The organism is Allorhodopirellula solitaria, assembly GCF_007859855.1.
Taxonomy (GTDB): Bacteria; Planctomycetota; Planctomycetia; order Pirellulales; family Pirellulaceae; genus Rhodopirellula; species Rhodopirellula solitaria.
This window is the reverse complement of the sequence record NZ_SJPK01000014.1, coordinates 1-11822: the sequence shown is the minus strand read 5'-3', so window position 1 is coordinate 11822 and position 11822 is coordinate 1. Positions and strand designations below refer to the sequence as shown.

Here is an 11822-nt window from a genome sequence, read left to right as displayed (position 1 = left end):
CTCAGCGATTCTCGAAAACTGCTCGACAATCGTTTTAACGCGTTTTTCTCGTCTCAGGTCGCCTAATTCAAGCCAAGCGAACTCCGATTCAATCCATTCCATCGCCGCAGCCCTCCCTGAGCACACTGAGATCCTTTATGTGCCTGTGTATCTACCCGAAAAGATGTGTAGGATAAAGAGGGCAACGCCTGGGGGCCTCTGTTGATTCCCCACAAAACCCGATCCCCTGTCAGCTTGCCTGGCAGGAATCTCCGTTTTGTGATTAGAACAATGGAGCGTTGACCCCGCTCCCATGTGGGCTTGCCCCGCATGAGAGCAAAGTTTGTCGGCTTGGTTTCCTGTCAGACAAGCTGACAGGGGAACGCGTGTCGATGCCGCGGTTTTCTAATTTCAAAACGTCGCTTCGGCGTGTGACAAGCACACGGGGGAGCAAACCTGTGGGCAATCTATTAGAGGCAACGAGTCGTTTCGCTTTGCGTGATCGATTGGCTTTGAGGGCCTCGTCGCCTCGTCCACCACAGAAAAGGTTTCCCAAAATTCGCCACTTACTCATCACGCGATGCTTAACAGCTCGTTTTCGCGAAAAAAAATGGCTCATCCGACGGAAGCGTGCGCCCGAGGTTTTCAAGGCATGGCTCCAGTATCCAATGATTGATTTGTGGGATGTGATTATCAATGTTAGACTGGCACTGCCGGGAGAAACGGAGCCGAGCTCGAATGGCGTGGACTTAAGCAGCTTTACTCGAGTTTCACGGGCATCTGTTTTCGCTTCCGTCCGGCTTGTCCGGGCGGAGCGGCAACTGCAAGCTACCTGCAAAACGCCCTCGCCAGATCGATCTCCGCTCCGGGCTTGTCCCGGCGGAATCAGCGAAGCAAGTCGTGTGACCGCCGGGACAAGCCCGAAACGGAGCACCGTTTCTACTTCGCATTTTTTCGGTAGCTGCCAGTTGGTTCCTCCGCCGAGACAAGCTCGACGGAAGGATGTTTCACAGGCGGCAATCGCTTAAGTCCACGCCATTCGAGCCGAGCTCTGCAGAGGTGCTGGCTTGGCAAGGGATATCTCGGTCGATGGTACGCCAATGGTGTTGCCGGTCCCTGGCGGACATTCGTTCGTCGGGCACCCATTTTTGTAAGATTATTGGATACGGGAGCCATGCCTTGAAAACCTCGGGCGCACGCTTCCGTCGGATGAGCCAAAAAAACACACCACAGCGTTGCCCGTTGGGGCTCAAGAACGCCAGATGTAAAGCAACAATCATTGAATCGACGTCCCAAGGCGTACCAGAAAATAGCCGGCCGTTTGAGCCCAAGCGAACACCACCGGATACATCGCGAAACGCAAACGCCAACCCCGAATAGGGTGGAAGATCATTTGCGACGAGGTCTGCGACCCACTTCGGGGTCAACGCTCCATCTTCAACAATCTCCGCGGGTGGCGCTGCGCTGACCTACGGCTATTTTCTATCATCCCCTTCGGGATACTTGTGGGTAGCCACAAGATACGGGAGTGGGCATGCGACTGGTTCTGCTCATGATTCCTCTTGGCGAGTGATAAGGAATCCGTTCTCCGCACTCGCAGACGGAAAATCAATACGCCCCACCCGCCGAAGAGACTCGCTCAAGCCAGCGGCAAGTTTTGCGAAGTAGGCGCTGGCAGAAGGCACTTCAGCAATCGACTCCACTGCGATTGCCATTGTCTCGGCATCATTCTCCAGCAGTCGATAGGTGCCGACAACCAGACGCTGCACCCTACCGCGGTCGCCGGAGATCTCACCGTCGTAGTCGAGGTAACGGGTGCGATGGTCGGGTAAGCGCTGGGCGGGTTGGCCGCCGACCGCGGGCCAGGCGATGGGCGTCGACCAGGTCACCAGCGGCGCGTCTGTTTCGGGATCGACGGCGAAGAACCAGTCCAAGTGGTCACCCCGAGCGTCACCGGTGTGCTCGCCCGGCCCGACCTGGTGCAACGAGACGGTGAACCGATGGATCACGACATGGGCGGCAATTGATGACCCATCTTGGCACGCTTGGTCTCGAGGTATCGCTGATTGTGTTTGTTCACAGTCGATACGATGGGGACTTGATCGACGACCTTCAAATCGAATCCACGCAGATTGAACGCTTTGGTCTTTTTGGGGTTGTTCGTTAGCAATCGAATTTCAGAGAGGCCGAGATCTTTGAGGACCTGCAGCCCGACGCCATAGTCGCGCATGTCGGCTTTGAAGCCGAGTGCGTGATTGGCTTCGACGGTATCCAATCCGTTGTCTTGGAGGGCGTAGGCCCGGATTTTCTGAGCCAAACCGATCCCGCGTCCTTCTTGAGGCAGATAGACCAGCACGCCGCGGCCCTCGTTGCTGATCATTTCCAAGGCCATGTGCAATTGGTCGCCGCAGTCGCAACGCAGCGACGCGACCACGTCGCCGGTAAAGCAGCTGCTGTGCATGCGAACGAGCGGCGGGGGGCCGGGGGCGGTCAAATCGCCGAAGACCAGTGCGATCGGTTCCTGAGTTTCGTACTCCACCTCGTACACGATGATCTGGAAATCGCCGTAATGGGTCGGCAACGTCGACGTCGAGGCACGATTGATCAGTTTTTCGCTGACGCGTCGATGGGCGATCAGGTGTTCGATGCTGATGATTTTGAGATCGTGTTCGGCGGCGAGCTTGGCCAGGTCATCGCGGGAGGCTCGGTCGCCGGTATCATTGAGGATCTCGCAGAGCACACCGACGGGCGACAAACCCGCCATGCGAGCCAAATCCACTGCTGCTTCGGTGTGTCCGGCTCGCCGCAGCACGCCACCTTCCATCGCCAGCAGGGGGTAGACGTGGCCGGGACGGACGAAGTCGTCGACTTTGACGTCGGGGTCGGCCATCTGGCGGATGGTCGCACTTCGCTCTGCGGCGGTGATCCCCGTCCGGGCGGTCGTGATGTCGATGGGCGTTAGAAACGCGGTCTGCAGCGGTGCGTTGTTCTGCGCCACGACAGGGCTGAGCTCGAGTTTCTTGCAGAGGTCCGGTAGCAGGGGGGCACAGAGTTGGCCGCGGCCGCCGAGGATGAAATTGATCGTCTCGACGCTGGCTTTCTCTGCGGCGCAGATAAAATCGCCCTCGTTCTCCCGATCCTCTGCATCGATCACGATGATGACCTCACCGCGTGCGATCGCCTCGACGGCTTCGGGAATGGTGTTGAGTTCAATGGAAGAGGTCATGAGCAACGTTTTCTTCAGTGGGGAATCGATCGTGGCGGCGGACGCTTTGGCAAATCCTCCCGGAACGCCTACGTCTATGATGGTCGGCGAAGCTCAGTCTGAGAAGTCCCGGTAAATTCGACCCCAAGGGGGTGACTCAACGATCGACTTCACCCGCCCGGCGAAGCGGGGAGGGTCGGAAGACGAGCCATTAGCGAGTCTTCCGGGGAGGGCCGACAGCGCAACGGAAAGTACCGGCTAGCGCCGCCTACCCGTCTCGGCTCACTCAGTCGACAGCCCGGGCACCTTCTGCTTGTAAAACCCTAGGTAATGATCTCGCGGCGATTTTGCACGTAATCCCACAGTACGAAGCGGTCGAGGTCCTGGCCGCTGGTGAAAAAGACGCGGCCCCGCGTCGATTGGGCCATCCGGTAGGCGAAGCGGATGTCCTCTTCGCTCTGGGACCAACTCGGAACCAGAAAAATATTGATCGTGATCCCTTCCTTGTGGCAGAGAGCGGCCTCCCGCATCGTCGCCGCTTCGGTTTGCGGGTCGGGGGGATAGAGCATGTACAGCGTCTCGCCCTCGAAATGCGCCGTCGGCAAGCCATCGGTGATCAGCATGACCTGACGATTGGGTGTGTCGCAGTTGACGAGATTTTGGCGTGCTAACTGCAACGCGTGCTGAATATTGGTGAAGTGCGGATGGATCTGGTGTTCGCTGATCTCGGGATTGCTCATGTCGCATTTCAGCCGCACCCAGGGATCGTGGATCGTGACCTGTTTCGGCATGCATTCGATGATCTCCCCAGGCGACCGGAGTTTGGCGAAGGTGTACATCTCGATGAACCGCAGAAAGTCACCGGGGTACTCGCTGTTGATCAGTCCTTGCAGTCCGAGAGCCATGCGTTTGACATTGATGTATTGGCCGTCGTACCGCATCGACCCGCTCATATCCATGATCACTGCGGTCGCGCACTTGGGGTGATTGCGAGTCTTGTGGACGACGATGTCGTCGCTGTGCAGTCGAAGTGGTCGTTGGTCCTGGTGCCGGATCAAGGCATTGATCACGGTTTGCGGCAGGTCCAAGTTCGCGATGCTGTCGCCGAACTCATAGGCCTTGGTCTGCTGCAGTTCCACGGCCCCTTCGCCCACCACGTCTCCTTCATGCCGACCGCTGCGCGAGGGCGCCAGTTCGCTGAAGATTCGCTTAAGCAATCGGCCTTGAAAGATCTTGTAGGCCTGCGGCGTCAACCGAAATCCGCTGCCATCGTCATTGCGTTCGAGCCCCTGGCGCTCGGCTTGCTCGCGCAGCAAGTTCTCGACCTGGTTCCGCATCTCTTCGAGCTGCTCCATGTCACCGGGCTGGGCGAACTCAGAGAGCATGTCCATGTCGATGATGCCGACCTGAGCTGTCTTTTCGGCCTGGTCAAGTTGAGCGAGCAGTTCGTCGATCTTCTCCAGTTCCTCTTTGATCTCGAGGGCCTGCGGGATGGTTATTGACTCGCTGCCGGTGAATTCGTACTTGCTCGCCAATTCCTCGATGTTGTGTTTGTCCGCCATCGTGGCTCCCGTGGCTAGCAGATTGCGGGCGAGGTCGCTATTGTCGTCACCGGCATCAAACCACAGGCGTTCGATCAAGAAGGGTTGTTCTTGGTTGACCGCGATACGAAACATCTTTTCCATCCGCGCTGGCGGATTCACCCGCTGGGCGGACTGCTGGAACGCCTTGCGAGCCTTTTTCTGAACCCGGCGAGTTTCGTAGGTTTCGAGGATCTTTCGTTTGCGTTCTTCGAGCAAGGCGCGAAGGAATTCGATGCTCGGCCCCAAACCCGCGATTTGAGAGGGATCGAGCCGCACGGCATTGGCGAGCTCCTCATCGGTGAGTTGCCGAAAGTTGCCGTACATCATCGCCTGCTCAAAGGCGGGCGTGACCAGGTCCGGTGGCGGCTGGCTCGGCGGCGGGAACGCAACGGGATCGTATTTCTGATAGGCGTGGATCACGCCACCGATTCGGCGGGAGGTCATACGCGAATTCCGTTGGGTTGATAAATGGGGCATTTTCCTAGGCGACACCGAGGCCCATCCTACGGCTCAGGGAGCCGGTTGGATCTCGATTTTGCGGTAGGTTGCCTGGGTGGTTTCGTCGTGGCCCTGGAGGATCAGGGTTCCCGGCTCGACACGGGTGCCGCGGCGGGGGTTCTCATCGGCTGGGCGGTCGTCGGTCACATCGGTGACCTGGACACCGTTGACCCAGGTAGCAAAGTGCGGGCCATCGGCGGCGAGCAAGATCGAATTCCAACGCCCCGGTTCACCGGCGACGATCCGTGCGTCCTGACGTCGAAAAATCCCCCCCGGCCCACAATCAGCCGGTTGCAGCGGATTGCCATCGACCATGGCGTTGTTGACCTGGCACTCGTATCCCATCATCTCGTCGCCCGGGATCGCTCGGAAAAAGATTCCTGAGTTGGACTCCGGGTCGTCCATCTTGTAATCCGTTAGCAGGGTAAAGTCGCCGTAGCTCTCGGTCGATTCGAGTTGCTGCTTGCCGCCGTCAACCACAATCGCCTGGTCATCATTGACGGTGAAGTCACCGGGCATCTCCTCATACTGTTTCCACTTCGATAGATTGGCATCGACCAAGCTTTCGAGATTCAAAGGGCGCAAGCGAACGTTGCGAAATCGGATCGCGCCTTCGCGAAATTGCAAGCCAATGTGACCGTTTCGCGGTGAGCCGGCATCGTCGCTTTCGCACGTCACCTGATCATCGATCTTGACGGTCAATGACTCCCCGTTGCAGACGAGATTCATCGTATGCCACTGGGAGGCATCGCCGGCAAAAACATCGCACTTCTCTCGTCCGACAATGCTGCCCGTTGGAAAGGGATTGTCTGCCGGGGCGATGTTGATTTCAAAACAGTCGGTCTGCGCGTCTTTGGGGTCGATCACGCTACGCAGGAACACGCCCGAATTGGTCTCCGCATCGGCTTGGAACTCCACCTCGAGTTCAAAGTCTGCCCAGCGAGTCGACGTGCTCAGCAAGCAGGCTTCACCGCGATCGGCCGTCAGCGTCCCGTCTTCGACTCGCCAATTGGCTTGACCGGTAATCATCCATCCAAACATCGTGTGCCCATCGAATAGGCGAATCCAACCCTCGGTCGTTTCTTCGATCGGCAACCGGGCCGCGAGCAATTCCTCGGCACTCGCTTCATAGACCTCCGCCTCGAACGTAAACGCGGCATCATCGGCCTGTGGTGCAGCGGCCTGCTCAGGAGCGTCCTCGCTGGCAATAGCCTGGTCGCTGGCCGGGGGTTCGGGATCTGCTTGGCGAGAACAGCCCACCAACAGGAGGAGGAGTGCCGCAGCGGAGAGTCGAGCCAATGAGCTGGCTGGGATTGTGATGTTCATGGATACTAGGGAGTGGACCGTTGAGATTCTCAATACCAAGAAAAGCGAGTGCAAATCGTAACCTGAAATGCGACGGCATGTTGAGTGGGCTACGCATCTCGCTGCCGATCGCCGAGAGGGGCCGCTCCGCCCTCGTTGGAGAGATCGCTCGAGATTTGGCTGAAACGCCAAAACTTGGCTCACCGCAGCGAAACCCACAATAATTCCTGGTGGACCCCCAAATAGGGGTGGCCCCTTCCGTCTGGGCATCAAACCGGCTCATCCGACGGAAGCGTGCGCTGGAGGTTTTGGAGGGTATTTGGTCAAACAACCACACTCACTTAGGTCGTATTGGAAAGATTCCCGAATACGACCCTACTGACAAGGGTTGAAGCTATTGTTCTGGCACAAAGTGGCCATCGTGCTCGTGCTCAGTGAAACGGTGCTCGTGCTCGTAATCGAAATAGCGCAACCATGACCGAACCAATCTTCGACCACGATCGACTCGACGTCTACCGTTTGTCAATCGGATACGTCGCTGCTGCATTCGACGTTTCGAAATCGCTGAGCGGTTTGCATCGCCACGCTCGTGATCAATGGCTTCGCGCTGCTCAATCGATTCCGCTGAACATCGCCGAGGGTAACGGCAAGCGCAGCTTGAAAGATCGTGCTCGATTTTTCGACATTGCTCGCGGATCTGCGTTTGAATGTGCTGCGATTCAAGATGTTCTGGTTGCGACGGACAGTTTGGAGGACGTGGCGAGTCGAGAACTGAAACGGATGCTCAAACGAATTGTCTCGATGCTAACTCGAATGGCGATGAAGTTTGACGGCGTTAGGGAGCCGTCGGTAGACTATGAGCTGGGGAACGATTACGAGCACGAGCACCGCGATGCTGAGCACGAGCACGAAAGAAAGCCAGAACCAAGCCGTGCACCTAAGGACGGCTTGCGCGATTATACCAATGGAAAATCAATCGTCCGTCCTAGGTGACGGCAACCGTTCTGCCCAGTGGAACACTGCTCCCATGAACCCAATCGAACTCGTAAAGCGTGGCCTCTCTCCCGAAGAATGGGATGCGGCCTGTCAGTTCTGGCGCGAACCGATTGAACCGATTCAAGAAGTGGCCGACGAGTGTCCATTTGCCCGGCATAGACTCTTCATCGTTTACGGTCGAACCAGACAGTTTGACTTTCCTACATTGCCACACGGAAGCTATGGGTATTACGCCGCGAATGGTCGATCCGCCATCCGGCTCACCCGTATCAACAAAGAAATCCAAACGATCTTGGCGGATGAATGGGCTGATCTTCCGGCTTCCGATCCTGTTCGTCTCGCATCGCTAATTTTGAAATTCTTTGACGCTGGCATCAAGGCGTCGCATCACGTGCTTCGAGACGCAAACGAACTCCGAAACTTCGGAAAGCCCAGGCATTCGATGAAGAATTATCAGTTGAGCGAGAAAGAATTTCAAATGGCAATGCCACACATCAGCTCAACTGAATCAACTCTTGATGGCAAATGTGTTGCTCTCCGGGCGGTTACTTTGTGTGGTTGGATGCACGATAAAAGGAATCTTGGGATCGAATCGCTTACGATTGCTTCGGATGGGAATGTCTCGTTCGCAAAGCGTCAGGTATTGTCGCGGGGGATTTTCGACCGGGTGCCGGCAATCCGATACTAGGCAGGACAAAGCGGTGAACCCGAGCGGCTACATTTCCGGGAGAAACCAGAGGGACATAGCACTTTGTCGACCGAGTCAATATTGGCTTGACTGAACTAACGGCGAATGGCGGCCGAGGCGACGATTTGTCAGCTCGCGCGTGCAACAAGTGCCCCTCGGATCCACCTGTCTAGCCGACGTCAGTGCGCACCTTTTCTATTTCGGTTCTCCGCCGACGATTTCTGCATCCGAAGAAGAATGAGACCCGCTAATCGGTGGTCAGCAGCTCACGGGCGCATTGGCGAAGGTGATAGCGACGATGCGTGCGCTGACAACGCATCGAGTCGACACATGCAGGACGTCCCGCCACGCAGCAGAACAGACGCCCAAAGTCGCTCACCAATTCACACCAAGTCGCCCGGTCCAGTCCCAGCCGAACCAGTATCGGCGGGATCTCCGCAGGCGTGCGGCCACGCTTACCGGGCGCGGTTTGGCGGGCCGTCCAGTCCAGCAGTTCCAAGTAATCCTCGATCGGCATCGGCAAGAATCCTTTGTCGCAAATGGGCTCGGCCCGTCGTAAGCAACCAGCGCGTATCAGCTCAGACGGACGGAGCCGTCTGGCTACAATTGTCGACCGATGGCTCCGCCCGTCGTGAGCTTCTCCACCGCCGCCGCTGGCATCACCGCCCCCATCGCTCGATACGCAGGCTCCGCTCACCAATCCCTTGATCCGTCTGTGTACCGACGTATGATCACTCTCCTCGAGGGTTTCGGCCATCGCCGCCCGAATTGGATTCAAGTCCACGTAGGCAGCACAGGCCAGCAACGAGGCTTCGTCCGCTAAACGCGTCGCGTGATATCGATCTTGGAAAAACCGACCCGTTTGGTCATCTTCGCGATTGGCTCGCATCGCCACACGCTGGCACAACAACCGCATCCACCAACTGAAACTACTCAGCCGTTTGCGGATTTCCTCCCGTTTGATGGGGCCCCCGGCGATGGATTGGATCTCAGGTTGGGTTGGAGCCATGGGCGATCCATCCGCTTTGCGGCGATGCGGGCACAACATCAACCACCGCCGCGCCACTTCCTCATCCGTCCGCGTCGCGACCACGACAGGGCGTGATCGAAGGATTAAATGGAAGTGATTTGAGAGAATCGCAAAGCCGATTAGGTCGATCCCAAAATAGGCTGCGAATTGCTGCAATTACTCTTCAATCCAGAATTTCCGGTGGTCGAAGTTCATCCCAGAGTCCGGATCATCGCCGAGAAGGAAACATCGGCGACAGACGCGGGTGTAAACGTGGGCGATCGCTACTTCCTCGGGGTCAAAGACCTCACAACGGACCATCCGACTCATCACTCACCTCGCATTTTCAGGAAATTTGCCGCAAGCGTCAAATTCAACCAGTCCCCTCGTCTAAGCGAAGTCAAATTCGTTAGCAAGGTGCTGTGTCACTCTGACTCTCTCTCGTGTCCCTCTGACTTTCCCTCTGACTTTCCTTTCGTTCTACGATCTCCCCGATAGCACACCTATCAAGGTTGTGATCACCGATGACTGAAGGCGTCACGCCGATTTTCTTCCACTAGCCTTCAATTAACGCGACTGTTCCGGTGGCCATATTGTAGATTCCCCCCACAATCTTGAGGTCGCCATTGGATTCCATTTCAGCCAATATCGGGCTATTTTCACGAATGCCGGCAATAGTCATTCGAACATTCTGCTCGGCAACCATGTGAACGAACTCGTCGTTCTCGCCCGTTTTTTCACCTTCATAGTCAGCGAAGAACTTCACGGCTGGCTCGATATTTTTCAGCATCGGTGTGATGTTGCCCAGCTTCACGTGATCAATCGCCCCTTTGATTGCACCGCAGTGTTCGTGCCCGAGGACCAAAATCAGCTTGGCGCCGGCGACTTTGCAGCCAAATTCCATGCTGCCAAGAATGTCGGTATTCTGGAAATTGCCAGCGACCCTGGCCACAAAGATGTCTCCGATCCCTCGATCAAATACGTCCTCGACTGGAATGCGTGAGTCAAGGCACGAGAGAACAACCGCTTTTGGGAATTGGCCGAAAGTGGCCTCGCGTACCTGCTTGGAGTGATCTCGACTCGTCAGTGTTCCCGAAACGAACCGTTGATTGCCATCTTTGAGCATCTGAAGAACACCGTCGGGCGTCATGTTATCCCGCTCCTCTTGTGTTAAGACACGCTCAACGCGGGGCGTCCCATCGGAACTCGCACCAGAAGTCGATTCACCAGAGTCGACAGCCTGGCTCGGAGTGCAGCCAGACGACAGCAGGCAGGCAATGCCGCCAATCGTGAGTAAGTTCGCGCGCAAGTTCAGTTGGTTCATCATTCTCATCTCTCAGTTTATTGGGAAAGGCGATTTGGTCGTCTATGGTTGAAAGCTGCAGTACATAGCCCCGTAGGCACGGTTTTTAGTACGACGCAGTTTTGCATACTATTGCGTCAAGTATAGCATGGGCCAAGAGTGCGGATGCGTCTGCGGGAGAGACGGTCGATCGAATGCGACATGTAGAAACGCAGTACCTTATCGAGATTCACTTTTTCTGGTTCTTCTCGGAATTTAGTGGCAGGCATCTGGGATGTTGGATTTTTGAGGCATAGGCTCCTGCGTCCAGTGAGCGAAAAACGGATGCCCGGCAAGCGTGAACTTGCCGAGCATCATCCGCACCACTGGCGCGCTCTCGACCGGAATATCCCTTCCCAGGCCCCCGTCCCCGCATTGCCGCCAGTCCGTTTTTGGCTCATCCGACGGCAGCGTGCGCCCGAGTTTTTCAAGGCATGGCTCCAGTATCCAAGGATTTATTTGTGGGATGTGATTATCAATGTTAGACTGGCACTGCCGGGAAAAACGGAGCCGAGCTCGAATGGCGTGGACTTAAGCAGCTTTACTCGAGTTTCACGGGCATCTGTTTTCGCTTCCGTCCGGCTTGTCCGGGCGGAGTGGCAACTGCAAGCTACCTGTAAAACGCCCTCGCCAGATCGATCTCCGCTCCGGGCTTGCCCCGGCGGAATCAGCGAATCAAGTCGTGTGACCGCCGGGGCAAGCCCGAAACGGAGCACCGTTTCTACTTCGCATTTTTTCGGTAGCTGCCAGTTGGTTCCTCCGCCGAGACAAGCTCGACGGAAGGATGTTTCACAGGCGGCAATCGCTTAAGTCCACGCCATTCGAGCCGAGCTCTGCAGAGGTGCTGGCTTGGCAAGAGATATCTCGATCGACGGTACGCCAATGGTGTTGTCGGTCCCTGGCGAGCGTTTGTTCGTCAGGGACGCAGTTTTGAACGATCATTGGATACGAGAGCCATGCCTGGTATGTCCCCAAGTTAGCCTAAAAAACTACCAGGGGCGCATTCTGAGTGCTTTCATTGAAGGAATTCACTTCCCTTCAATCAAGGAACTCCGATATGGCAATCGCCACCAAGAAACGTTCGTCAAAATCGTCAAAATCCAATCAGGCCCGTTACATCGGCAAGCCAGCTGGGGTGATTCAGCAGCGAGTCGAGGCGGTCGGTCCCTCTCACTTTGGTGTCGTTTCGGTCGACTGCGCCAAACGCAGATCCAAGT

At 56.6% G+C, this 11822-nt stretch carries 10 protein-coding genes; 2 read left to right on the top strand and 8 right to left on the bottom strand.

The window, feature by feature from the left end; genetic code table 11:
* The 5 genes from CA85_RS26180 to CA85_RS20045 form a co-directional block, all read right to left on the bottom strand.
* Nucleotides 1-102: IS4/Tn5 family transposase DNA-binding protein (locus tag CA85_RS26180; RefSeq protein WP_146393209.1), on the bottom strand; the 102-nt coding region annotated here is incomplete at its 3' end.
* A gap of 1427 nt (nucleotides 103-1529) precedes the next feature.
* On the bottom strand, nucleotides 1530-1988 hold the full coding sequence (locus CA85_RS20060) for a hypothetical protein (protein WP_146393146.1): 459 nt from the start codon (nucleotides 1986-1988) through the stop codon (nucleotides 1530-1532).
* Nucleotides 1985-3205 carry a GTP cyclohydrolase II gene (gene ribA / locus CA85_RS20055; protein WP_146393145.1) on the bottom strand — a complete coding sequence of 407 codons (1221 nt, stop codon included), beginning with the start codon at nucleotides 3203-3205 and terminating at the stop codon, nucleotides 1985-1987. The genes CA85_RS20060 and ribA overlap by 4 nt, the downstream gene beginning before the upstream one ends.
* A gap of 302 nt (nucleotides 3206-3507) precedes the next feature.
* Nucleotides 3508-5211 (bottom strand): vWA domain-containing protein, encoded by a 1704-nt coding sequence (locus CA85_RS20050; RefSeq protein WP_186775081.1) that lies wholly within the window; start codon nucleotides 5209-5211, stop codon nucleotides 3508-3510.
* Between the two features lie 66 nt (nucleotides 5212-5277).
* Nucleotides 5278-6591 (bottom strand): 3-keto-disaccharide hydrolase, encoded by a 1314-nt coding sequence (locus CA85_RS20045; protein WP_146393143.1) that lies wholly within the window; start codon nucleotides 6589-6591, stop codon nucleotides 5278-5280.
* 453 nt (nucleotides 6592-7044) lie between these two features.
* On the opposite strand from CA85_RS20045, the gene CA85_RS20040 reads away from it, so the two are divergent.
* Together CA85_RS20040 and CA85_RS20035 are read left to right on the top strand one after the other, a co-directional pair.
* Nucleotides 7045-7563 (top strand): four helix bundle protein, encoded by a 519-nt coding sequence (locus tag CA85_RS20040; protein ID WP_146393142.1) that lies wholly within the window; start codon nucleotides 7045-7047, stop codon nucleotides 7561-7563.
* Nucleotides 7564-7597: 34 nt separating this feature from the next.
* The gene (locus CA85_RS20035) at nucleotides 7598-8254 is read left to right on the top strand and encodes a hypothetical protein (RefSeq protein WP_146393141.1); all 657 of its coding nucleotides are present in this window, start codon (nucleotides 7598-7600) and stop codon (nucleotides 8252-8254) included.
* Nucleotides 8255-8501: 247 nt separating this feature from the next.
* On the opposite strand, the gene CA85_RS20030 is transcribed toward CA85_RS20035, so the two are convergent.
* From CA85_RS20030 to CA85_RS20025, 3 genes are all read right to left on the bottom strand, one after another.
* Complete coding sequence (locus CA85_RS20030; RefSeq protein ID WP_246113006.1) at nucleotides 8502-9440, bottom strand: hypothetical protein; 939 nt, start codon at nucleotides 9438-9440, stop codon at nucleotides 8502-8504.
* The gene (locus CA85_RS25835) at nucleotides 9441-9593 is read right to left on the bottom strand and encodes a hypothetical protein (RefSeq protein ID WP_246113005.1); all 153 of its coding nucleotides are present in this window, start codon (nucleotides 9591-9593) and stop codon (nucleotides 9441-9443) included.
* 226 nt (nucleotides 9594-9819) lie between these two features.
* A complete protein-coding gene (locus CA85_RS20025) occupies nucleotides 9820-10590 on the bottom strand; it encodes a carbonic anhydrase family protein (protein ID WP_222435487.1) in 771 nt (256 codons plus the stop codon).
* Nucleotides 10591-11822: the final 1232 nt, after the last annotated feature.

Excerpts from the sequence above, each read along its gene's own strand:
- CA85_RS20045 (WP_146393143.1), bottom strand. The coding sequence starts at position 6,591 with ATGAACATCACAATCCCAGCCAGCTCATTGGCTCGACTCTCCGCTGCG.
- CA85_RS20025 (WP_222435487.1), bottom strand. The coding sequence starts at position 10,590 with ATGATGAACCAACTGAACTTGCGCGCGAACTTACTCACGATTGGCGGC.
- CA85_RS20035 (WP_146393141.1), top strand. The coding sequence starts at position 7,598 with ATGAACCCAATCGAACTCGTAAAGCGTGGCCTCTCTCCCGAAGAATGG.
- CA85_RS20050 (WP_186775081.1), bottom strand. The coding sequence starts at position 5,211 with ATGACCTCCCGCCGAATCGGTGGCGTGATCCACGCCTATCAGAAATAC.
- ribA (WP_146393145.1), bottom strand. The coding sequence starts at position 3,205 with ATGACCTCTTCCATTGAACTCAACACCATTCCCGAAGCCGTCGAGGCG.
- CA85_RS20040 (WP_146393142.1), top strand. The coding sequence starts at position 7,045 with ATGACCGAACCAATCTTCGACCACGATCGACTCGACGTCTACCGTTTG.
- CA85_RS25835 (WP_246113005.1), bottom strand. The coding sequence starts at position 9,593 with ATGAGTCGGATGGTCCGTTGTGAGGTCTTTGACCCCGAGGAAGTAGCG.